Annotated in this window: 13 protein-coding genes and 3 rRNA genes; 9 read left to right on the top strand and 7 right to left on the bottom strand. The window is 69.2% G+C overall.

Annotation, left to right across the window (positions count from 1 at the left end):
• Positions 1-58 precede the first annotated feature (58 nt).
• The 3 genes from AC1DXT_RS06035 to AC1DXT_RS06025 are packed head-to-tail and all read left to right on the top strand — an operon-like array spanning position 59 to position 3187.
• A complete protein-coding gene (locus AC1DXT_RS06035; protein ID WP_477060429.1) occupies positions 59-1381 on the top strand; it encodes an ABC transporter substrate-binding protein in 1323 nt (440 codons plus the stop codon).
• A gap of 10 nt (positions 1382-1391) precedes the next feature.
• The gene (locus AC1DXT_RS06030; protein WP_477060428.1) at positions 1392-2366 is read left to right on the top strand and encodes a carbohydrate ABC transporter permease; all 975 of its coding nucleotides are present in this window, start codon (positions 1392-1394) and stop codon (positions 2364-2366) included.
• On the top strand, positions 2363-3187 hold the full coding sequence (locus AC1DXT_RS06025; RefSeq protein ID WP_477060427.1) for a carbohydrate ABC transporter permease: 825 nt from the start codon (positions 2363-2365) through the stop codon (positions 3185-3187). The genes AC1DXT_RS06030 and AC1DXT_RS06025 overlap by 4 nt, the downstream gene beginning before the upstream one ends.
• Positions 3188-3226: 39 nt before the next feature.
• Here AC1DXT_RS06025 and AC1DXT_RS06020 read toward each other — a convergent pair whose 3' ends face one another.
• Positions 3227-5365, bottom strand: coding sequence for an alpha-galactosidase (locus AC1DXT_RS06020; protein ID WP_477060426.1), 2139 nt, complete (start codon positions 5363-5365; stop codon positions 3227-3229).
• 194 nt (positions 5366-5559) lie between these two features.
• Here AC1DXT_RS06020 and AC1DXT_RS06015 point away from each other — a divergent pair, with 194 nt between their 5' ends.
• The 4 genes from AC1DXT_RS06015 to AC1DXT_RS06000 all read left to right on the top strand — a co-directional run bounded on the left by AC1DXT_RS06015 (position 5560) and on the right by AC1DXT_RS06000 (position 11706).
• Entirely contained in the window at positions 5560-8076 is a 2517-nt protein-coding gene (locus tag AC1DXT_RS06015; protein ID WP_477060425.1) for a glycoside hydrolase family 2 protein, read from the top strand.
• 31 nt (positions 8077-8107) lie between these two features.
• On the top strand, positions 8108-8962 hold the full coding sequence (locus AC1DXT_RS06010; protein ID WP_477060424.1) for a LacI family DNA-binding transcriptional regulator: 855 nt from the start codon (positions 8108-8110) through the stop codon (positions 8960-8962).
• Between the two features lie 60 nt (positions 8963-9022).
• Positions 9023-11194, top strand: a complete 2172-nt coding sequence (gene glgB, locus AC1DXT_RS06005) for a 1,4-alpha-glucan branching protein GlgB (RefSeq protein ID WP_477060423.1) — start codon at positions 9023-9025, stop codon at positions 11192-11194.
• Between the two features lie 74 nt (positions 11195-11268).
• Positions 11269-11706 carry an AAA family ATPase gene (locus AC1DXT_RS06000; protein ID WP_477060422.1) on the top strand — a complete coding sequence of 146 codons (438 nt, stop codon included), beginning with the start codon at positions 11269-11271 and terminating at the stop codon, positions 11704-11706.
• A 99-nt stretch (positions 11707-11805) separates the two neighbouring features.
• On the opposite strand, the gene rrf is transcribed toward AC1DXT_RS06000, so the two are convergent.
• The 6 genes from rrf to AC1DXT_RS05970 all read right to left on the bottom strand — a co-directional run bounded on the left by rrf (position 11806) and on the right by AC1DXT_RS05970 (position 21340).
• Positions 11806-11922, bottom strand: a 5S ribosomal RNA gene (gene rrf / locus AC1DXT_RS05995).
• Between the two features lie 78 nt (positions 11923-12000).
• Positions 12001-15116 (bottom strand): 23S ribosomal RNA (locus AC1DXT_RS05990).
• A gap of 453 nt (positions 15117-15569) precedes the next feature.
• Positions 15570-17090: ribosomal RNA gene (locus tag AC1DXT_RS05985) — 16S ribosomal RNA — on the bottom strand.
• The 16S, 23S and 5S rRNA genes sit together here, the layout of an rRNA operon.
• A 582-nt stretch (positions 17091-17672) precedes the next feature.
• Entirely contained in the window at positions 17673-18614 is a 942-nt protein-coding gene (locus tag AC1DXT_RS05980) for a co-chaperone YbbN (protein ID WP_477060421.1), read from the bottom strand.
• A gap of 60 nt (positions 18615-18674) precedes the next feature.
• Positions 18675-19685, bottom strand: coding sequence for a DUF8094 domain-containing protein (locus tag AC1DXT_RS05975; protein WP_477060420.1), 1011 nt, complete (start codon positions 19683-19685; stop codon positions 18675-18677).
• Positions 19682-21340, bottom strand: a complete 1659-nt coding sequence (locus AC1DXT_RS05970; RefSeq protein WP_477060419.1) for a hypothetical protein — start codon at positions 21338-21340, stop codon at positions 19682-19684. Before AC1DXT_RS05970 ends, AC1DXT_RS05975 begins: the two co-directional genes overlap by 4 nt.
• A 217-nt stretch (positions 21341-21557) precedes the next feature.
• On the opposite strand from AC1DXT_RS05970, the gene AC1DXT_RS05965 reads away from it, so the two are divergent.
• Together AC1DXT_RS05965 and AC1DXT_RS05960 are read left to right on the top strand one after the other, a co-directional pair.
• Positions 21558-23747, top strand: a complete 2190-nt coding sequence (locus tag AC1DXT_RS05965; protein ID WP_477060418.1) for a hypothetical protein — start codon at positions 21558-21560, stop codon at positions 23745-23747.
• A gap of 24 nt (positions 23748-23771) precedes the next feature.
• Positions 23772-24200, top strand: coding sequence for a hypothetical protein (locus AC1DXT_RS05960; protein ID WP_477060417.1), 429 nt, complete (start codon positions 23772-23774; stop codon positions 24198-24200).
• Positions 24201-24222: the final 22 nt, after the last annotated feature.

Raw genomic sequence — 24222 nt, 5'->3', positions numbered from 1 at the left:
TGCCTCATCAGACCCCCGGTCGGCACGCGGAGGTGCCGGCACGACGAGAGGATCAACGATGTTCCCTCAGAAGCGACGCACACGCCTCATGGCGATCGCGGCCGCCAGCTCGATCCTCGCCCTCAGCGCATGCTCCGGCGGCGGGAGCGGCGACGACGAGGCCAACGACGACGGCACCCCCTCCGGGGAGATCACCGTCCTGACGTGGCGTACCGACCTCGTGGAGGACGGCACGTTCGACACGTACGTCGAGGAGTTCAAGGCCTCGTACCCCGAGGTCACCGAGGTCAAGATCGAGGGCCTCACCGACTACGAGGGGGAGGTGAAGACGCGCATGAACACCGAGAACTACGGCGACGTGCTCGCCATCCCTGGCTCGGTCACCCCCGACCAGCTCGGCGACTTCTTCGAGCCGCTGGGCGACCAGGAGGAGCTGGGCAAGGAGTACCGCTGGATCAACGACAAGTCCTTCGAGGGCAAGTCGTACGGCATCCCGGTGGTGGGCAACGTCCAGGGCTTCGTCTACAACAAGCGCGTGTGGGAGGAGGCCGGGGTCACCGAGTTCCCCGACACCCCCGAGGCGTTCCTCGCGGCGCTCCAGGCCATCAAGGACAACGGCGTCGAGATCGCGCCGCTCTACACCAACTACAAGGACGGCTGGCCGCTGTCGCAGTGGGACGGCTGGCTCGGTGCCGTCACGGCCGACCCCGACTGGAAGAACAAGATCGTCGAGTCGGACACCCCGTGGACCGAGGACAGCGACTACGGCGTGGTCGACGGCGTGGTCTACGACGCCGTCGCGCAGGGCCTGACGGAGGCCGACCCGACGACGACCAACTGGGAGGAGTCGAAGCGACTGCTCGGCACGGGCGAGGTCGCGACGATGGTCCTCGGCTCGTGGGCGATCCCGCAGATGGCGGCCGCCGCGGAGGCTGCCGGCGCGAGCGGCGACGACATCGCCTACGCACCCACGCCGGTCCAGGTCGACGGCAAGTTCCACTCCGTCGCGGGCGGTGACTACAACCTGGGCATCAACGTGAACTCGACGAACAAGGCGACCGCGCGTGCGTGGATCGACTGGTTCAACAAGGAGTCCGGTTTCTCGGAGTCGCAGGCCGGCCTGTCCCCGTTGATCGACGGTGCCGTCCCGGCGGCCCTCGAGGGCTTCGTCGCGGAGGTCGAGCTCATCACGCTGAACGCCGCGCCCGAGGGCAAGGAGTCCCTGTTCGCCGACATCGACACCGCGTCCGGCATCGTCACGACGGACCCGAAGTTCCGCCAGAAGAACATCGACGACGCCCGCTCCGGCGCCCGCACCAAGCAGCAGATCTTCGACGACCTCAACGCCCAGTGGGCCGAGGGTCGGGCGTCGGCAAGCTGAGGCTGCTCCCATGACGACCGCTCCTTCGGGTCTGTCCGACCCGACGACGGCGGCCGCGCAGAAGTCCGACGCGGCCCGCACCCCCCGGAAGCCCCGGGGCGGTGCGGGCCGCGGCACCGCGTGGTATCGCCGGCTGACGCCGTACTACTTCCTGCTGATCCCTGTCGGGCTCCTGCTTCTCCTGACGTTCGTCCCCGTCATCAACATGTTCTGGTACTCGGCCACGGACTGGGACGGACTCGACAAGACCAAGAACATCGTGGGCTTCGACAACTACGTCGAGGTCTTCACGGACCCGGACAACGTCCGCGTCTTCTACGTCTCGCTCTACTACTTCGTCGCCTCGTTCGTGCAGATGGCGCTCGCCCTGTACTTCGCGACGATCCTGTCGTTCAAGATCCGGTTCAAGAACCTGTGGAAGGGCATCCTGTTCTTCCCGTACCTGATCAACGGCGTCGCGATCGGCCTGATCTTCCTCAACTTCCTCAAGCCGGGTGGCGGCCTCGACACGGTCCTCATGACGGCCGGTCTCGAGAGCCTGGTCCAGCAGTGGACCGGAGACCCCGACGTCGCGAACTTCTCGCTCGCCGGGGTGTCCGTGTGGCGCTACATGGGTCTCAACTTCGTGATGTTCCTCGGCGCGATCCAGTCGATCAACTCCGAGATCTACGAGGCGTCGGACCTCGACGGCGCCAACCGGTGGCACCAGTTCCGGTACATCATCCTGCCGTCGATCCGCCCCATCATCGGCCTGTCGCTCATCCTCGCGATCTCCGGCTCGCTCTCGGTGTTCGAGGTCCCGTTCGTCATGACGGGCGGCGCCAACGGCACCGAGACGTTCGTCATCCGCACGGTCTGGATGGCGTTCAACCGCAACCTGGTCGGTCTCGCGTCGGCGATGGCCGTCGTGCTCCTGCTCATCGTCCTGATCGTCACCTGGATCCAGCGCAGAGTGATCCCCGACGAGGAGGTGGACCTCACATGATCCGCGCAGCCACCAGCACCGCGAAGTACGTCTCCCTGGTCATCGCGTCGATCGCGATGCTGCTGCCCCTCGGCCTCATCCTGTTCGGGTCGTTCAAGACCGGTCAGGAGTTCCTCGCGACGGGACCGATGACCCCGCCGGCCAGCTGGGGCAACGTCGAGAACTACGTCACGGCGTTCACGCGCGGCAACATGCTCGCGGCCTTCGGCAACACCGTCTTCATCTTCGCCGCCGCGATCGTCGGCACGATCCTGATCGGTGCGGCCACCGCGTACGCGCTCGACCGGTTCCGCTTCGCCGGGCGCTCCGCGGTGCTCGGGCTGTTCCTGCTCGCCACGCTGGTCCCGGGCGTCACGACGCAGGTGGCGACCTTCCAGATCATCAACGGGCTGGGCCTCTACGACTCCCGCTTCGCGCTGATCCTGCTGTTCATGGGCACCGACATCATCTCGATCTACATCTTCCTGCAGTTCATCCGGGCGATCCCGAAGTCGCTGGACGAGGCCGCGATGATCGAGGGCGCCGGGCACCTGCGGATCTTCTTCCAGATCATCCTGCCCAACCTGAAGCCGGCGATCGCGACCGTCGTGATCATCAAGGGCATCGCGATCTACAACGAGTTCTACCTGCCGTTCCTCTACCTGCCCTCGAAGGAGCTGCGGCCAATCTCGACGACGCTGTTCGACTTCAAGGGGCCGTACGGCTCGCAGTGGGAGGTCATCTCGGCGGGGGTGGTCATCACGATCATCCCGATCCTCGTGCTCTTCCTGTTCCTGCAGCGGTACATCTACAACGGGTTCACCTCGGGCGCGACGAAGTGACGGATGGGGGCAGCCGGTCCGGCTGCCCCCATCCCCGTCTCACACCCGCGTGGCTCGCACCAGGGCGATGCGCTCCGGCAGCTGCAGCGGCGCCTCGAGGCCCACACCCGACAGCAGGCGGCCCGGCAGCCGCACGCCCTGCGGGGTCCACCAGGCGGGGGCATGGTCGACCGCGTCGCCCGGCGCCTGCGGACGCACGTCGTAGAGCGCGTCGGGGTCGAGCCCCGGGAGCGTCACGCGCGCCAGGGCGGTGTTCGTCGACCGGCCCGTCATCGCGATCGCGAACAGCGCGTCCGCCCGGTCAGGCGCCACCACCCCGTGCACGGCCAGCACGGGATCGACCGCGTCCGCGTGCACGGCCGTCCCGGAGTGCAGCAGGGGCCGCAGGTCCTTGTAGAGCGCGATCCACGCGGCGAGGTCGGCCCGCTCGGAGTCGTCGGCCTCCTGGAGGTCCCACTCGATCCCCAGGTGCCCGAACAGCGCGGTCGCCGCCCGGAACGGCAGCTCGTGCCGGCGGCCGGTGCTGTGGGCGTGCCCGGACCCGATGTGCGCGCCGATGAGCTCGAGCGGGATCAGCAGGTTGGTCCAGCGCTGGATCTGCTGGCGCTCGAGCGCGTCGATGCAGTCGCTCGCCCACACACGGTCGGTCCGCTGCAGGATCTCGAGGTCCACCCGCGCGCCGCCGGACGAGCAGGACTCGATCTCGACGCCGGGGTGCAGCGCACGCAGCTCGTCGAGCAGCCGGTAGACCGCGCGCGTCTGTCCGTGCACGCCGGGGGCTCCCCCGTGGCCGGCGTCGACCAGGTCCCGGTTGTGGTCCCACTTGAGGTAGCCGATGGGGTACTCGGTGAGCAGCGCGTCCAGGCGCTCGAGGAGGTACGCGTAGGCCTCGGGGACGGCCAGGTCGAGCACCTGCTGGTGCCGCGCCTCCCGGGGCAGCCGGGACGGCACGCGCAGGATCCAGTCGGGGTGCGCGCGGGCCAGGTCCGAGTCGGGGTTGACCATCTCCGGCTCCACCCACAGGCCGAACTGCAGCCCGAGCCCGGTCACGTGCTGGACCAGGGGGTGCAGCCCGTCGGGCCACACGTCGGCGGACACGTACCAGTCCCCCAGAGCGCGGGTGTCGTCGCGACGGTCACCGAACCAGCCGTCGTCGAGCACGAAGCGCTCGGCACCGACCGCGGCCGCGGCGTCCGCGAGCGCGGTCAGCCGGCCGAGGTCGTGCTGGAAGTAGACGGCCTCCCACGTGTTGAGCGTGACGGGCCGGGGCGTGGCCGGGTGTTGCGGACGCGCCCGCATCCAGGCGTGGAACCGCCCGGCGAGCGCGTCGAGTCCCACCCCCCACGACCCGTACACCCACGGGCTGGTGTACGACTCCCCACGGGCCAGCCGGATCTCGCCGGACCCGAGCAGCTCGCCGCCGCCGAGCAGGCCACAGTGGTAGTGGCTGCGCTCGGCGAGCGACCGGTGGTTGCCGGACCACGCCGTGTGCAGGCCCCAGACCTCGCCGGTCCGGTTCGCGAATCCGGGGGTGCCGGCGACGAGCACGAACGCGGAGTCGTACCCGGTGCGCCCGCGGCGGTTCTCGCGCAGCCGCGTCCCGTGCGTGAAGGCGGTGCGCTGGGGGCTGCGCTCGCGTGCCCACCGACCGGAGAAGTCGAGCAGCTCGGTCGCGGTGGCCGGCACGGGGAGCGTGAGGAGGAGCCCGTCGAGCCCGTAGACGTCGTCCGCCTCGTTGGTCAGCACCGCGTGCTGCCGGACCAGACCCTGCGCGGTCAGCTCGAGCACCAGCGTGAGCGCCAGGCGGGCGGCGGCGTCGGCCGCGTCCACGGTGAGTCGCTGCGTCCCGTCGTCGGTCGTCGCCACCTCGTGCGTGCGGACGGCGAACTGCGTCGAGAAGTCCTGCCCCGCCCGGCTCCCGACGAGACCCGGCGTCCCGAGGAAGCCGGCGGACTCCTGCGGGAGCACCGCGATCTCCACCTCGCCGTCGACCGGGAACCCGTGCGCCACGGGCCGCCAGGCGCTGCGCGCCGCGTCGAGGGCTGCCTCGTCGAGGTCGCCGAGGTCGCTCCCCCAGTGCAGGATCCGCGGCAGCGTGCCGCCGGTGAGGTCCACCACCACGCTCACTCCGGAGGCGCGCAGGTGGAGCAGGTCGGGGGGCGTGAGGGCGTCGGTCACGGGCGTGTCTCCAGGTCGGTGCGAGCGTGCGGCTCCACGCTACGTGCGCGCGTCATTGACTTACTTTATTCAGTTGTCTAAGAATGACTCCAGGGTACTTGCCAGACGATCGGCCCCTCCTGAGGGTGCCGACGACGTGCGTCGCGAGGATGCGGCGGACACGCGCCGGACCCCCGGACCCCAGGAGCTCGACCATGCACACCCAGGACCTGTACGACGGCTGGACGCTGACCGCCGTCGCCGGCCCCGTCCCGGCGGAGCTCGTCGGACGCCGCGTGCGTGCGCGCGTCCCCGGCACCAGCCACACGGCGTTGCTCGAGGCGGGTCTGATCCCCGACCCGTACCTCGACCGCCACGAGGAGGACCTCGCCTGGATGCGCCGCGCCGACTGGGTGTACGAGCGCGACCTCGACCTCGCGCCCGCAGCCGACGACGAGCGCGTCGACCTGGTGTTCGACGGCATCGACACGGTCGCCACGCTGACCTTCGACGACCACGAGATCGGTCGCACGGCCAACCAGCACCGCTCCTACCGGTTCGACGTGCGCAGCCTCGTGCGCCCCACCACGCAGCGCCTGCGCGTGCTCCTGAGCTCGGCGCTCGTGCACGCGGAGGCCGAGGCCGCACGCCTCGGCCCGCGCCCGCTGGCGTACCAGCAGCCGTTCAACATGGTCCGCAAGATGGCGTGCTCGTTCGGCTGGGACTGGGGGCCGGACCTGCAGACCGCCGGGCTGTGGCGACCGGTCCGCGTCGAGCGCTGGACGGTGGCGCGCCTGGCCGCCGTCCGCCCGCTCGTCACGGTCGACGCCGCGGGTACGGGCCACGTCGAGGTGCACGTCGACGTGGAGCGCTCCGGCCTGCCCGGCAGCGACCGACCCGTCACGGTGCGCGCGCACGTGGCCGGCGCCGACCTCACGGTGACCGTGCCCGGCACCCAGGACACCGCCGTCGTCACCCTCGAGGTGCCGCACGCGCCGCTGTGGTGGCCCGTCGGCCACGGAGCGCAGCCCTTGGCGGAGCTCGTCGTCGCGCTCGCGGAGCCCGACTCCGAGGAGCCGCTGGACACGTGGACCCGGCGGATCGGCTTCCGCACGGTCGAGCTCGACACCAGCACCGACGAGGACKGCACCGCCTTCACGTTCCGGATCAACGGACGCCCGATCTTCGTCAAGGGCGCCAACTGGATCCCCGACGACCACCTGCTCACCCGGATCACCCGCGAGCGCCTCGCGCACCGGCTCGACCAGGCGGTGGACGCCAACCTCAATCTGCTGCGCATCTGGGGCGGAGGGATCTACGAGTCCGAGGACTTCTACGAGCTCTGCGACGAGCGCGGCCTGCTGGTGTGGCAGGACTTCCTGCTCGCGTGCGCCGCCTACCCGGAGGAGCAGCCGCTCTGGGACGAGCTCGAGGCCGAGGCCCGCGAGCACGTCGCCCGCCTCACCCCGCACCCGTCCCTGGTGCTCTGGAACGGGGGCAACGAGAACCTGTGGGGCTTCCTCGACTGGGGCTGGCAGGAGGAGCTGCAGGGCCGCACCTGGGGCTTCCGGTACGCCACCGAGCTGCTCAAGGGGATCGTCGCCGAGCTGGACCCGACGCGGCCGTACGCGGACGGCAGCCCCTACTCCCCCGGCCACGCCCTGACGGACGTGCACCCCAACGACCCCGACCACGGCACCCACCACCAGTGGGAGGTGTGGAACCGCGTCGACTACCGCGTCTACGGCGACGAGGTCCCGCGCTTCTGCTCGGAGTTCGGGTTCCAGGGACCGCCCGCCTGGGCCACGCTCACCCGTGCGGTGCACGCGGTCGACGGCGGCCCGCTCACCAAGGACGACCCCGCGTTCCTGCTGCACCAGAAGGCCGAGGACGGCAACGGCAAGCTCGACCGCGGCATGGAGCCCCACCTGGGCGTGCCCGACGACTTCGCCGACTGGCACTGGGCCGCCCAGCTCAACCAGGCGCGCGCCGTCCAGTTCGCCATCGAGCACTACCGCTCCTGGTGGCCCCGCACGGCGGGCGCGATCGTCTGGCAGCTCAACGACTGCTGGCCCGTGACCTCGTGGTCGGCGATCGACGGCGACGAGCGCCGCAAGCCCCTCTGGTACGCCCTGCGCACCGCGTACGCCACGCGCCTGCTCACCGTGCAGCCCCGCGACGGCCGTGAGGTCCTGGCGGTCGTCAACGAGACCCCCGCCATCTGGCAGGGCACCGTCCGGCTCTCCCGCCAGCGGCTCGACGGCACGGTGCTGGCGGAGGAGAACCTCGCGCTGGCCGTCGGGGCGTGGTCCGTCGGGCACTTCGCTCTGCCGACCACGGTCGCGAAGCCCGACGACGCGGCGCAGGAGGTGCTCGTCGTGCGGCTCGGCACGCTGCAGGCGGTCCACACCTGGGTCGAGGACGTCGACCTCGACCTGGACCCGGCCCCGCTGCGCGCGTCGGCGACGCCGGTGCAGGACGGCTTCCGCGTGGACGTCACGGCGAGCTCGTTCGCGCGGGACGTCACGCTGCTCGTCGACCGCGTCGACCCCGACGCGATCGTCGACACCGCCCTCGTCGACATCCCCGCGGGGACCACCGCGTCGTTCCACGTGCGCACCCGCGGCGCGTTCGACCCCGCCGAGCTCACGCGGGCGCCGGTGCTCCGGTCGGCGAACGACGTGGTGGTGCGACGGCTCGGTGCGCGTGACCTCACCCAGTCGCGGGCCTGACCGGACGCCCACCGCAGGTACGCTCGCGACCATGGCGAATGGTCTCGACGCGGTGGGCCTGGTCCTGGCTCGGCCCGCCCGGATGCTCGGCTTCGAGCCGTTCTTCATGGAGCTCATCGGCGGCATCGAGGAGTCCCTCGCGGTCGAGGGACGGTCGCTGCTCCTGCACGTCGTGCCCGACCACGACGCCGAGATCCGCACCTACCGTCGCTGGGGCGAGGGCAAGCTCGTCGACGGCGTCGTGGTGGTCAACGTGGCGCTCGAGGACGCCCGGCTCGACGTCCTCAAGGAGCTCGGCATCCCCACCGTCGTCGTCGGCGGACCACGCCCGGACCTGCCGTTCGCGAACGTGTGGATCGACAACGCCCAGGCGATGCGGACCGCGGTCACCCACCTCGTCGGCCTCGGCCACCGACGCCTCGCCCGCGTCAGCGGCCCGCGCCACCTCGCCCACACCCAGGCCCGCACCGACGCGTTCATGGGCGAGTGCGCCCGCCTCGGGGCGCACGGCGTGGTCGTCGAGGGCGACTACGGCGAGGAGTCCGGCACCCGGGCCACCCGGGTCCTGCTCGGTCGCGGGACGCCGCCGTCCGCGATCATCTACGACAACGACGTCATGGCCGTCGCGGGCCTCGGCGTCGCGCACGAGATGGACGTCGCCGTCCCCGAGCGGCTCTCCCTGCTCGCCTGGGACGACTCGGCCCTCTGCCGGCTCTCCCACCCCGCCCTGTCGGCCATGAGCCTCGACGTGCACGCCATGGGCGTCCAGGTGGCCGACTGCGTCCTCAACCTGCTCGCCTCGGGCACCGTCCGCTCGTACACGGCCCCGCTCCCGCGGCTCGTGGCACGCGGGACGACGACCACCGCCCCTCGGGACGACGCCTGAGACGCAGGTCACCCGGAGGACCGTCCTGCGCTCGCACCCTGCGGGTGGTTGGGTAGGGGCATGAGCCCGTCCCCGGTCCCCGTCGACGTCGACACCCTTCGTACCGTCGCCCATGGGGCCCACTACTCACCGCACGACGTCCTCGGCCCCCACGTCGGAGGGGGCGGCGTCACCATCCGCACCCTGCGCCCGCTGGCCGAGTCCGTCGTCGTCACGACGTCGACGTCACGGGTCGCCGCGCGGCACGAGCAGGACGGCATCTGGGTGGCGGTGCTCCCCGGCGCGGACGTCCCGGACTACCGGCTCGAGGTCACCTACGACGGCCACGCCTCCGTCGTCGACGACCCCTACCGCTTCCTGCCGACGGTGCAGGAGCTGGACCGCCACCTCGTGCGCGAGGGCCGGCACGAGCAGCTGTGGACCGTGCTCGGCGCCAACACGCGCAGCTACCCGGGCGAGCTCGGGGACGTGGCGGGCACGGCCTTCGCCGTCTGGGCACCGAACGCCCGCGCCGTGCGCGTGGTCGGTGACTTCAACTACTGGCAGGGCGCGTCCCACGCCATGCGCTCCCTCGGCGACAGCGGCGTCTGGGAGATCTTCGCCCCGGGCGTCGGCGCCGGCGCGCGATACAAGTTCGAGGCGCTCGGCAACGACGGGTCGTGGCGCCAGAAGGCCGACCCCCTGGCGCAGGGCACGGAGATCCCACCCGCGACCGCCTCGGTCGTCATCGAGTCCCACTACGAGTGGTCCGACGCCGACTGGCTGACCGCCCGCAGCTCCCGCGACCCCCACACCGCGCCCATGAGCGTCTACGAGGTCCACCTCGGCTCGTGGCGCGTCGGGCTGTCCTACCGCGACCTGGCCGTCCAGCTGACCGAGCACGTCGTCTCCCTCGGCTTCACGCACGTGGAGCTGCTGCCCGTCGCCGAGCACCCGTTCGGTGGCTCCTGGGGCTATCAGGTCTCGTCGTACTTCGCGCCGACCTCCCGGTTCGGCCACCCCGACGACTTCCGCCACCTGGTCGACACGCTGCACCGGGCGGGAGTCGGCGTCATCGTCGACTGGGTCCCTGCCCACTTCCCCAAGGACGAGTGGTCGCTCGCGCAGTTCGACGGCACCCCGCTGTACGAGCACCCGGACCCCCTGCTGGGCGAGCACCCCGACTGGGGCACCTACGTCTTCAACTTCGGCCGCTCCGAGGTCCGCAACTTCCTCGTCGCGAACGCCACCTACTGGCTCGAGGAATTCCACGTCGACGGCCTGCGGGTCGACGCCGTCGCCTCGATGCTCTACCTCGACTACTCCCGCAAGCCCGGGCAGTGGCGGCCCAACCAGTACGGCGGCCGCGAGAACCTGGACGCCATCTCGTTCCTGCAGGAAGCCAACGCCACCGCCTACCGGCGCACCCCGGGGATCATGATGATCGCCGAGGAGTCGACCGCGTGGCCAGGCGTCACGGCCCCCACCGACGGCAACGGCCTCGGGTTCGGCCTGAAGTGGAACATGGGCTGGATGAACGACACCCTCCGCTACCTGGCCGAGGAGCCCGTCCACCGGCGCTACCACCACAACGAGATCACCTTCTCGATGGTCTACGCCTACTCCGAGCGCTTCGTGCTCCCCATCAGCCACGACGAGGTCGTGCACGGCAAGGGCTCGCTGTACGAGCGGATGCCCGGCGACCACTGGCAGAAGCTCGCCGGCGTCCGCCTGCTGCTGGGCTACCAGTGGACCCACCCCGGCAAGCAGCTGCTCTTCATGGGCTCCGAGTTCGCGCAGCAGACCGAGTGGGCCGAGTCGCGCTCCCTCGACTGGCACGCGCTCGACGACCCCGCCCACCAGGGCGTCCTGCGCTCCGTCGCGGACCTCAACCGGGTCTACAAGGAGACACCGGCGCTCTGGCAGCTCGACCACACGCCCGACGGCTTCGAGTGGATCGACTCCGACGACGCCTTCCGCAACACCCTCGCCTACCTGCGCAAGGGCTACGACTCCCCGCCCGTCGCGGTGGTCGTCAACTTCGCCGGCATCCCGCACGAGGGCTACCGCCTGGCACTGCCCCGCGGTGGCCGGTGGCGCGAGATCTTCAACTCCGACTCCGAGGCCTACGGCGGATCCGGCGTCGGCAACCTCGGCGAGATCGAGGCCCTGCCCGAGCCCCACTACGGTCGGCCCTACTCCGCCTCGATCCGCGTCCCCCCGCTGGGCGTCGTCGTGTTCGAGGCCGGCTGACCCACTACGCGGAGTCGAGACGAGAAGGGGCCCGCACCACTCGGTGCGGGCCCTTTCTCGCTACGGTCGATCCCATGGCGCGGGTACTGGTGACAGGCATGTCCGGCGCGGGGAAATCCACTCTGCTCGCAGCACTGAGCACGCGGGGACACCGGACCGTGGACACCGACCACGACGGTTGGCAGCTGCCCGACGGCACGTGGGACGAACCGCGGATGGCGCAGCTGCTCGCCGCTCACCACGACATCGTCATCTCCGGGACCGTCGAGAACCAGGGCCGCTTCTACGACCGCTTCGAGCACGTCGTCCTGCTCACTGCACCGCTCGACGTCCTGCTCGCACGCGTCGCCACGCGGACGACCAACCCCTACGGAAGGAATGCGGCCGACCGCGCGCAGATCATTGAATACGTCACCACCGTCGAACCATTGTTACGGCGCGGAGCCACGCTCGTTCTCGACGGCCAGCTCTCGGTCGAGGCGCTCGCCGACACCGTCGAGGCACTCCTCTGACCTGCACCGACGCACTCAGAGGACAGCCCGAGAACCCGCACGCAGCTGTCCGGGAAACAGAAAGAGCCACCCCCGAAGGGATGGCTCTTTCTGAATGATGTCCGGCGGCGTCCTACTCTCCCACACCCTGGCGAGTGCAGTACCATCGGCGCTGAAGGGCTTAGCTTCCGGGTTCGGAATGGGACCGGGCGTTTCCCCTTCGCTATGACCGCCGTAACGTTGTCGAGTTGTCAAACGGGTTCCCGTTCGTCTCTCGGGAACCGCACAGTGGACGCGTAGCAACAAATGAATGAAGTGGTGAAGTTGTCGGCTTATTAGTACCGGTCAGCTGCGAGGGTCGTTAGTCCCCTCTTCCACATCCGGCCTATCTACCCAGTGGTCTAGCTGGGAGCCTCTCACCCCTCAAGGGGGCATGGAAACCTCATCTTGAAGCAGGCTTCCCGCTTAGATGCTTTCAGCGGTTATCCCTTCCGAACGTAGCTAACCAGCCGTGCTCCTGGCGGAACAACTGGCACACCAGAGGTTCGTCCGTCCCGGTCCTCTCGTACTAGGGACAGCCCTTCTCAAGTTTCCTGCGCGCGCAGCGGATAGGGACCGAACTGTCTCACGACGTTCTAAACCCAGCTCGCGTACCGCTTTAATGGGCGAACAGCCCAACCCTTGGGACCTACTCCAGCCCCAGGATGCGACGAGCCGACATCGAGGTGCCAAACCATGCCGTCGATATGGACTCTTGGGCAAGATCAGCCTGTTATCCCCGGGGTACCTTTTATCCGTTGAGCGACGGCGCTTCCACAAGCCACCGCCGGATCACTAGTTCCGACTTTCGTCCCTGCTCGACCTGTCAGTCTCACAGTCAAGCTCCCTTGTGCACTTGCACTCGCCACCTGATTGCCAACCAGGCTGAGGGAACCTTTGAGCGCCTCCGTTACATTTTAGGAGGCAACCGCCCCAGTTAAACTACCCACCAGGCACTGTCCCTGGTCCGGATCACGGACCGAGGTTAGATATCCAGAGCGACCAGAGTGGTATTTCAACGTTGACTCCACCGACACTGGCGTGCCGGCTTCACAGTCTCCCACCTATCCTACACAAGCCGCACCGAACACCAATACCAAGCTATAGTAAAGGTCCCGGGGTCTTTCCGTCCTGCTGCGCGTAACGAGCATCTTTACTCGTAGTGCAATTTCGCCGAGTTCGCGGTTGAGACAGCGGAGAAGTCGTTACGCCATTCGTGCAGGTCGGAACTTACCCGACAAGGAATTTCGCTACCTTAGGATGGTTATAGTTACCACCGCCGTTTACTGGGGCTTAAATTCTGAGCTTCGCCTTGCGGCTGACCCGTCCTCTTAACCTTCCAGCACCGGGCAGGCGTCAGTCCGTATACATCGTCTTGCGACTTCGCACGGACCTGTGTTTTTAGTAAACAGTCGCTTCTCCCTGGTCTCTGCGGCCCTTCACGCTCCCCGAGCAAGTCGGTTCACGCTTCAGGCCCCCCTTCTCCCGAAGTTACGGGGGCATTTTGCCGAGTTCCTTAACCACGATTCTCTCGATCGCCTTGGTATTCTCTACCTGATCACCTGAGTCGGTTTGGGGTACGGGCGGCTAGAACCTCGCGTCGAGGCTTTTCTTGGCAGCATAGGATCACCAGATTCCCGCATTCGCGGTCACCGTCAGCTCTCAGGCTATATGAGGTGCGGATTTGCCTACACCTCGCCCTACGACCTTGGACGTGGACTACCATCGCCACGCTTGGCTACCTTCCTGCGTCACCCCTGTTAATACGCTTACCTACTACCGGTTCGGGTCACGCGCTCCACGCCACGGTGTCCCCGAAGGGACGATGTGACGTCTCGGGCGTTTAGCATCACCGGGCTCGGTATGGGCGGTTCTTCGCCGGTACGGGAATATCAACCCGTTGTCCATCGACTACGCCTGTCGGCCTCGCCTTAGGTCCCGACTTACCCAGGGCGGATTAGCCTGGCCCTGGAACCCTTGATCATTCGGCGGACGGGTTTCTCACCCGTCATTCGCTACTCATGCCTGCATTCTCACTCGTGTGGCGTCCACCGCTGGGTTCCCCCGCGACTTCACTCGCCACACGACGCTCCCCTACCCATCCACACGCCTGAACACACCCGAAGGTGCGCTGAGCTGATATGTGAATGCCACAGCTTCGGCGGTATACTTGAGCCCCGCTACATTGTCGGCGCGGAATCACTTGACCAGTGAGCTATTACGCACTCTTTCAAGGGTGGCTGCTTCTAAGCCAACCTCCTGGTTGTCTGTGCAACTCCACATCCTTTCCCACTTAGCATACGCTTAGGGGCCTTAGCTGGTGGTCTGGGCTGTTTCCCTCTCGACTACGGAGCTTATCCCCCGCAGTCTCACTGCCACGCTCTGGCTTACCGGCATTCGGAGTTTGGCTAACGTCAGTAACCTGGTGGGGCCCATCGGCTATCCAGTAGCTCTACCTCCGGCAAGAAACACGTGACGCTGCACCTAAATGCATTTCGGGGAGAACCAGCTATCACGGAGTTTGATTGGCCTTTCACCCCTAACCACAGGTCATCCCCCAGGTTTTCAACCCTGGTGGGTTCGGTCCTCCACGCGGTCTTACCCGCGCTTCAACCTGCCCATGGCTAGATCACTCCGCTTCGGGTCTAGAGCACGCGACTGAGACGCCCTATTCGGACTCGCTTTCGCTACGGCTTCCCCACACGGGTTAACCTCGCCACGTACCACTAACTCGCAGGCTCATTCTTCAAAAGGCACGCTGTCACCCCTGCTAGGGAGGCTCCAACGGATTGTAGGCACACGGTTTCAGGTACTATTTCACTCCCCTCCCGGGGTACTTTTCACCTTTCCCTCACGGTACTTGTCCGCTATCGGTCACTAGGTAGTATTTAGGCTTACACAGTGGTCTGTGCAGATTCACTCCAGGTTTCTCGGGCCCGGAGCTACTTGGGATCCCCTTCGGGAGGCCACGCCATTTCGTCTACGGGGGTCACACCCTCTGTGCCGGGCCTTTCAATGCCCTTCGACTATGACGCGACTTTCTGACTCCCTGTCGGATCGGCAGATCCAACGGAAAGGTCCCACAACCCCGTGCACGCAACGCCTGCCGGCTTGAACACGTACACGGTTTGGCCTGATCCGCTTTCGCTCGCCACTACTCACGGAATATCTCTTCCTGGCGGTACTGAGATGTTTCACTTCCCGCCGTTCCCTCCACACACCCTATATATTCAGGTGCGGGTCACACGACATGACTCGTGCGGGGTTTCCCCATTCGGACATCCTCGGATCACGGTTCGTTTGCCAACTCCCCGAGGCTTATCGCAGGCTACAACGTCCTTCTTCGGCTCCTAGTGCCAAGGCATCCACCCTGTGCCCTTATAAACTTGACCACAAAAATCATTCAAAAAAGATGCTCGCGTCCACTGTGCAGTTCTCAAGCTACGACCGGGAAACTGCCACCCTCACCCCAGCACCTACCCGCACCACCCACACCAAGGTGTGGACCATGCCGGCGGTTTGACTGAGCGGTACCAGCCCGCAGCCACCCGCACCCGCCCCACACCCTCAGGTGYAGACCGCGTGCGTAGCGACCCTGAACGAACAACCTTCCGGCTGTTCCCTCAGGACCCAACAGCGTGCCCAGCCGACCCCTCCCCAGCAGCSSACCGTTCCCACCCAGAACCCCGWAGGGCCTGGCGTACTAGGTCGCCACCAGCTCGAAAGCCGGCCAACAGTCGATGTTCCACCCTCGAGCACCGTCCCCCACTCGTTCGGCAGGGACAACGGGCCTRGACACCCTCCACCACCCATGACAGGCGATGTGGCTGCCAGATGCTCCTTAGAAAGGAGGTGATCCAGCCGCACCTTCCGGTACGGCTACCTTGTTACGACTTAGTCCCAATCGCCAGTCCCACCTTCGACAGCTCCCTCCACAAGGGTTGGGCCACCGGCTTCGGGTGTTACCGACTTTCGTGACTTGACGGGCGGTGTGTACAAGGCCCGGGAACGTATTCACCGCAGCGTTGCTGATCTGCGATTACTAGCGACTCCGACTTCATGGGGTCGAGTTGCAGACCCCAATCCGAACTGAGACCAGCTTTTTGGGATTCGCTCCACCTCGCGGTATCGCAGCCCTTTGTACTGGCCATTGTAGCATGCGTGAAGCCCAAGACATAAGGGGCATGATGATTTGACGTCATCCCCACCTTCCTCCGAGTTGACCCCGGCAGTCTCCCATGAGTCCCCGGCATAACCCGCTGGCAACATGGGACGAGGGTTGCGCTCGTTGCGGGACTTAACCCAACATCTCACGACACGAGCTGACGACAACCATGCACCACCTGTACACCGACCTTGCGGGGCAACCATCTCTGGAAGTTTCCGGTGTATGTCAAGCCTTGGTAAGGTTCTTCGCGTTGCATCGAATTAATCCGCATGCTCCGCCGCTTGTGCGGGCCCCCGTCAATTTCTTTGAGTTTTAGCCTTGCGGCCGTACTCCCCAGGCGGGGCACTTAATGCGTTTGCTGCGGCACGGAACTCGTGGAATGAGCCCCACACCTAGTGCCCAACGTTTACGGCATGGACTACCAGGGTATCTAATCCTGTTCGCTCCCCATGCTTTCGCTCCTCAGCGTCAGTTGCGGCCCAGTGACCTGCCTTCGCCATCGGTGTTCCTCCTGATATCTGCGCATTCCACCGCTACACCAGGAATTCCAGTCACCCCTACCGCACTCTAGTCTGCCCGTACCCACTGCAAGCCCAAGGTTGAGCCTTAGGTTTTCACAGCAGACGCGACAAACCGCCTACGAGCTCTTTACGCCCAATAATTCCGGACAACGCTTGCGCCCTACGTATTACCGCGGCTGCTGGCACGTAGTTAGCCGGCGCTTCTTCTGCAGGTACCGTCACTTGCGCTTCTTCCCTGCTGAAAGAGGTTTACAACCCGAAGGCCGTCATCCCTCACGCGGCGTCGCTGCATCAGGCTTGCGCCCATTGTGCAATATTCCCCACTGCTGCCTCCCGTAGGAGTCTGGGCCGTATCTCAGTCCCAGTGTGGCCGGTCGCCCTCTCAGGCCGGCTACCCGTCGTCGCCTTGGTAGGCCACTACCCCACCAACAAGCTGATAGGCCGCGAGCCCATCCCAGACCGATAAATCTTTCCAGACACCACACATGCGCGTGTGTCTCGTATCCGGTATTAGCCATCGTTTCCCATGGTTATTCCAGAGTCTGGGGTAGGTTGCTCACGTGTTACTCACCCGTTCGCCACTGATCAGACCAGCAAGCTGGCCATCACCGTTCGACTTGCATGTGTTAAGCACGCCGCCAGCGTTCGTCCTGAGCCAGAATCAAACTCTCCGTAAATGTCTACATGGCACCCCACCACCCAAAAGCAGCAGAGCAACCGACACACGAAATGGTCCCGATAAGGACCGTTCAGATTCGGCTGAATTTTGGCACCGCACCCCACGGAGGTGGAGAAACGGCACCTATCTCAACCAAGACCCACCACCCTCGAACACCCCACCCCGAACGGGACAGAACATCCTCCGATAGCGAGCCATATGGCATCGACTATTTGGCACACTGTTGAGTTCTCAAGGAACAGACGCGCATCCTTCCAGGCCTTTCAACCTGTCCGGAGGCAACTGCTCTAACTTAGCGGAGCGGCCCTGCCTCGTCAAATCCCCTGGTCAGAGGAGATTCGGCTTGGCGAGAGCCTGGGCTCCGCGTCCGGACGCTCCTGATGACCGACGATCTGGCCGCCGGTCGAAGAGTCCGAGGATGTCGCTCCGGGGGACCAGCCACTGCGGTTCGATCCGCGGTGTCCGTTCCTCCCTGCCGGGCGACGTCGAGAAGATTACGCAGGCATCCCGCCGGAGAGCAAATCCGCGAGCGGTGACGCGGGTCACTCGGCCTCGAAGCCTCCGACCTGCGCAAACGCGCTCAGTACAACGCGCTGGCCATCGCACGTCGGGCGGCGATCACCCGGGGGTCCTCGCCGCCGATGACCTCGAACAGGTCGACCAGACGGACGCGTACCCGCTCGCGCTCCGGGCCGGCGGTGGTCCGCAGGACGTCGACCAGGCGTGCGAACGCGTCCTCCACCTTCCCGCCCAGGATGTCGAGGTCCGCGACCGCCAGCTGGGCGTCGACGTCCGACGGGTCGTCCGCCGCCGCGGCGCGCGCTGCCTGGAGGTCGGCGTCCCGGGTCCGGTCCAGTAGTCCCACCTGGGCCAGTCCTGCACGCGCGAGCGAGTCGCGCGGGTTCTCCTTCAGCGCCTGCTCGTAGGCGGCGGTGGCTGCGGCGAGGTCGTCGCGCTCGATCGCGTCGTACGCCGCCTGGTGCAGGGGCGGGAGCTCGGGCTCGGCCTCCGGCTCGTCCTGGGCGGCGGCGCCCGTGCTCGGCGCCGCACGGCCGGTGATCCCGTTGGCCTCGGCGGCGGCGAGCACCTGGTCGAGGACGGCACGGACCTGGTCCCGGGGGTACGCGCCCTGGAACAGGGGAAGCGGCTGACCCGCGAGCACGGCGACGACGGTGGGCACGCTCTGCGCCTGGAACGCCTGGGCGACCTGCGGGTTGGCCTCGGCGTCGATGCGCGCCAGCTGCCAGCGGCCACCGTCCTCGTCGGCCAGGGAGGCGAGGTCGGCGGCGACCGTGGCGCTCGCCTCGCTCCGTGGCGACCAGAGCACCACGACCACCGGGTACTGCGTGGAGCTCTGCACGAGGTCGGGGAACGACTCCTGGTCGACGTCCACCACGTAGGTACCGGGCGACGGCAGCCCACCCGGGCTCCCGGGCGGGGGGGTCGCGGGTCGGTTGAGCGTGGAGAGGTCCACCGCCCCGCGCACGTCGAGGCGGGGGCGGGGTCCGGTCGGCTGGGACATGCGTCGGTCTTCCTTCGGCTGCGCGCTGGAGTCGCTGGGGAGTGCGGGGTGCCTGTCGGTCTACTGGGCCGTCGCGGACGTCACGGCGTGCTCGGCGGCGAGCAGCTGCACGAGTGCGGGGCTGCCGGCCGGCGGTACGTACATGACGAGCACGTCGGTGAACGTCCGGACGAAGTTGCTGCCGGCGCTCGTCTTGCCGGTGAGCGCCGCGTAGAACGGGTCGGAGATCGGGATCGTGCCACCCGCGACGGTGAGCGTCACGGTGGACACGGTGGTGAGCTGGCCGACGACGATCGCTCCCCCGTCCACGGTCTGGAGGCTGACCACCGGCGTCGTCGGGTCCGGCGTGTACGTCTCGACCGCGGACCCCGCCGCCTGCACACCGGCTGCCGTCGCCGCGCGCGCCGCCTCGACGCTCGACCTGAAGGTGTCGGGCAGGAAGCTCGCGGCGAACGCCGAGGCGTCCCCGTTGGCCAGGACGTCCGCGTACTGCTGGAAGGCCTCGACCGGGGTCATCACGAGACCGGTGGCGTCCGGGGCGAGCACCGGGCTGCCCGTCTCCGGGGCGGCGGTGGCCGGCATCTGGATGCCGGCACCCATGCGGCCCCATCCCCACAGCTTGTACGGCTCGCGGGGGGTCGCCTGCTGCATCACGAGGATGCGTGGCGCCTGGAGGTCGTCGGGCTGCTTGGTGACGACCAGCTGCGTCCGCGGCCAGGTGTCGGTCTGCGGCACGATCAGCGCCTGCTCGTCCGTGGGCAACGGCGTCGGCGGCTTGGCGCCGGCGGTCGCGGTCGCGCGGACGTACTCCGCGGTACGCACGGCCAGAGCCGGCCCGGCGACGCGTGCCGGCAGCTGCGTAGCGTCGAGGGCCGCGTCGGACGCCGTGAGCACGGCGCCGAGGTCGGCCAGCACGTCCTGGGACTGGACCACGGTGGTGACCGCGGGCGCGACGGCGGGGACGGGTTCGGGCTGGGCCTGCGGCAGCGGGGTGCTGCAGGCGGCGAGCCCGAGCACCAGCAGGCCGCCGAGGGCCGCGACGAGGCGGCGGGACCGCGTTCGGCGTGTCATCGGTCCTCCTTGTTCGTGTCGCTGGGCCGCGCACCCTCGTCCGTGGGGGGCAGCCCCCACGCCCGGCGCCAGGCGTCGGCCCGTGATCCCGCGGTGGCGGACTCGTCGGGGTCAGGCTCGTGAGGCGTCGTGGTCCGCACCCAGGTGGGGCGGCCGGTGTGCACGGGCTCGGCGTCTGGCCCCGCCGGTGAGCCCGGACGCAGCCGGGCGCCCGGCGGCGGTGGGACGGCCGACCACCCGGCGGGGCTGCTCGGGCCGGGGGCTGCGGGGGGCGCCGCCGGTGCGGCGGTGGGCGGGACGGGCGACGTGCCGCGCTGCGCCCACGACGGACGGCCGTGCGGGACCGTGCTGTGCTCGGCGGGTGCGCTCGGCGCAGGCGGACCGGAGACTGCGGAGGCCGACGGACCGGGGGGCGCGACCGGCGCGGGCTGGCGGGCCGACCAGGACGCGGTCGGCACGGGCACCGGCGGGCGCACCGACGGGGTCGCCGTCGGTGCGGACGGACCAGTGGTCGGCGTCGGAGCCGGGGCGGGCACCGTGCGCCCGGGCGTCGGGCTCGTCGGGCCCGGGACGGGGACTGTGCGCTCGGGCGTCGGACCCGTCGGACCCGGGGAGGGGACCATGCGCTCGGGGGTCGGGCTCGTCGGGCCCGGGACGGGGGCCGTGCGCTCGGACGTCGGGCCGGCCGACGCCACCGGGACGGCCCCGGTCGGCGGGCGGAGCGCGCGGCGGCTGGTACCGACGGGTGCGGGCGTCGTCGGGGACGTCGGCGCGGGCTCCCCTGCGGGCGCGCTCGTGGGCGAGGGCACCGCGGGGACGGAACCTGTGCGCGGTCGGGCGGCACGGGCCTGCGACGCCTCGCGCAGCTGCCGACGGGTGAGCACCGGGATCGTGTCGATGTCCGCGGCGCCGATGACCACGGCGGGCGTCGCACCCGTGTGAACGGCGGTCCACTCCGGCTCGTCGAGCCCGGCACGGCGGCGGCGCACGTCCCGCAGCAGGAGCCACCCGGCGAGCAGCACGAGCAGCGTGCCGACGGCCACGCACGGCCACAGCCACGGGGTGGTGACCACCCGAGGCCAGGCGAGCGAGAGGGTCGGCGCGGACTCGCCGGTGCTGACCGCGAGCAGGCTCCAGCGACCCTCCTGCGCGGGCCAGACGAGCGTCGCAGACCCGGTCCCGGTCTCCTCGGCGACCCACAGGTCGGAACCCGTCGGGTCGGCGACGGTGACCGGGGCCTCCGCCTCGCCCTCGGAGGGCGCCGGGGTGGCCGCGTCTGCCGGCGGAGCGGCGGCGTCGGTGGGTGTGACGGCGGGGGTGGGTTCGGGCGCGGCGACGTCGTCCACGGCCAGCGTGTGCCAGCCGGACAGGCCGGTCACCCGGGCGTGCGCGTCGGTCCCCACCCAGCCGTCGACGTCCGTGTCACGGCCGACCGCGAGGACGACGTCGCCACCGTCCGGCACGCTCACCGTGACGGTCACGGGGTCGCCGCCGAGCTCGAGGACGCCGGGGTCGGTGACGAGGGTGTGCGAGCCACCGGACGTCGTCGCGACGAGGACGTCGTCGGCCCGCCACACCGTCGCGGACGCGATGCCGAGACCGATGATGATCAGTCCGGCGACGCCGACGGCGGCGATGATCAGACGCTTGAGCACGCAGGATCCTCCAGGGAAGAGAAACCCCAGGATAGGCAGAGGGGCACGTCACGGCCGAACCGGGATCGAGTGGACGGATCCTCCGCGGTGTGCGTACCGGGCAGGGTCCTGACCACAGCACCGCGAACACGCGTATCCTGACCGGCGGGCTCCGGAAGTCGACGAGCGCCTCGACCGAGGCCGCTCGCACGGAGCCCCGTGCCCAGGAGGACTGCTCGTGCCCGACGCCCGGACCCCCTTCCCCGTCGTCAACTTCCGCGGCTACGAACGCGAAGCCGTCGACGCCCGCATCTCCGGGCTGGAGAAGGCCCTCGCCGACGCCCGCGCCCAGGTCGAGTCCCTCGACGGACGCGCCATGCAGGTGGCGGGTGAGCTCTCCGAGGCGCACCGCCAGCTGCGGGAGGCCGAGCGCCCCACCTACTCCGGTCTGGGCTCGCGCATCGAGCAGCTGCTGCGGTCCGCAGAGGAGCAGTCCTCGGACGTGGTCACACAGGCCAACGCCCAGGCGGCCGACGCGCTCGCCCGCGCCAAGCTCTCGTCGGGCCAGCTGAGGGCGCGCGCGGAGAACGAGGTCGCCGAGGTCGTCGCCACCGCCCGCCGTGAGGCCGACGAGGTCAAGACGACGGCCGCGGCGGAGGCCGAGAGCACGCTCCTGGCCGCGCAGCGCCGCGCGGAGGAGCTGGTCGGCTCCGCGGAGCGCGAGGCCGCCCGCATCCAGAGCGCGATCACCACCGAGGAGAGCGAGCGTCGCAGCTCGCTCGAGCGCGAGCTGGGCACGCTGCGCGCGAGCGTCGAGCACGAGGCGACGCAGCTGCGCATCGCGACCGAGCGCACCGCGAGCGAGCTCCGTGCGCGCTCCGAGGCCGAGACCACCGCCCAGCGCGAGGAGGCCGAGCGCTACGCGCAGGACCTGCGCCAGAGCGCCGACGCCGACACCACCGAGCTGCGCCAGCGGGTCGAGGGCGAGCTCGCGGCGGCCCGCATCGAGGTCGACCGGTACGTGGCCCAGCAGCGCAGCGACGTCGCGGCCGAGGTGGGAGCCGCCCGTCAGCAGGCTGCCGAGGAGGTCACCTCCCTGCGGGTGCAGACCCAGGAGTACGCGGACGGCGTGCGCGCGGCCGCCGAGCGGGACGCGGCTGCCCTCCAGCAGCGGGTCGCGGCCGAGGTCGCGGCGCTGCGGGTCGAGGCCGAGCAGTACGCGGCCTTCGTGCGCGCCCAGGCCGAGCGCGAGACCGGGGAGCTGCGCTCCAAGACAGCCGACGAGCTCGGGGCCCAGCGGGCCGACGCCGAGCAGACCGTCGTCGCCCTGCGCGGCGACGCCGAGCGGTACGCCACCGACCTGCGCGCGCAGGCCGAGCGCGAGACCACCGAGCTGCGCGAGCGGGCCACGCACGAGACGTCGCACCTGCGCGACGTCACGACCCGCGAGGCGGCCGAGCTGCAGGAGGTCACGGCGCGCGAGACCGGCGAGCTGCGCGCGTCCGCTGACCGCGAGACCTCGGAGCTGCGCGAGCGCACCCGCCTCGAGGTCGAGCGTGCCCTCACCGAGGCGCGTCGTGCCGCGGCCGAGCTGACCACGTCGGCGAAGACCCACGCCGACGAGATGGTCCGCTCCGCGGAGCAGCAGCTGGCCGACGCCGAGCTGACGATCGCATCGCGTCGCGAGGCCGCCGAGCGCGAGGACGCCGACCGCCACGAGACCGCGCGCGCCGAGACCGAGCGTCTGGTCCGCGACGCCGAGGCGCACGCCGCCGAGGCCGAGCAGCGGGTGGCCAAGGCGCTGGCGCAGGCCGACAAGGTGCGCACCGACGCCGAGCAGCACGCCAAGGAGCTCATCTCCAACGCCCGCAAGAACGCGGACCGGGTGGTCGCGGAGGCCCGCGAGCACGCCGAGAAGCAGATCTCCGACGCGATGATCGAGTCGGAGCGGGAGCGAACGTCCGCGACGCGGCAGGTCGAGGACCTCAACCGCCAGCGCGAGTCGATCACGTCCTACCTCGACGAGCTGCGCAACCTGCTCGGCCACAACCCCGACCGCGCCACGCTGGACCGCGCGACACGCGCCGAGGCAGCGTTCGAGAAGGAGCAGAAGGGGAAGCCGGCGAACGCGGGGTCCAGCGAGGCTTCCGCGGCGAAGGCGTCGAGCGCGACGTCGGACGACTCAGCCCCGGCCCCCGCCGGGAAGCCGGCCCGGCCTGCGTCCCGACCCACGAAGTCGCGCCCGGCGCCGGTGTCGGCCGCGGTGCCCGTCGTCCCGGAGCCGCGGACCGACGAGGCGGAGCCGTCCAAGGACGCCCCCGTCGACGACGCCGAGCCGGAGAGCCCTGAGGTCAAGGACGCTCCCCCGGCTGCCGATGCCCCGGACGAGCAGCCCGCCAAGGACGACGCAGCCGCGTCCTCCCACTGACGGGTCCACCCGCGAGGGGTCGACGTGACCGAGGAGAAGGCTGACGCGGCCGCGGCCTGGCGCGAGGAGCGTCGGGCAGCGGCGGCGGCGCACGGCGAGCTGCTGGCGGGCCGGCAGCGCGCCGAGTCGGCGCAGGCGCAGGAGCAGATCGACGCGTTCCTGCGCCGTGCACTGAAGTTCGGACCCGCGCCGGTCCCGCTGTCGGCACGCAGCTACGACGGCCGGACCCGCTACCGGACTCCGCTGACCGGCTGGTACCTGCGCCGCGACGAGACCGTCGCCGTGGACACCGAGGGCAGGTTCTACGTGCTGACCACGCCGTCGAGCCTCGCCGCGCGGTTCCGCGGCGTCACCCCGGAGCCGTCCGCTCCCCCGCTGGTCATCGGGGCCGGGGGCAAGGACGGAGAGTCGCTCGACATGTCGGAGGCCCTCGCCCGGGTGCTCGCCCGCTGACGTCTCTCGCCGCGCGCGCTCG

The organism is Cellulomonas sp. P1_G12_2, assembly GCF_056405535.1.
The sequence above is the reverse complement of the archived record's forward strand: the minus strand, read 5'-3'. Positions and strand labels throughout refer to the sequence as shown.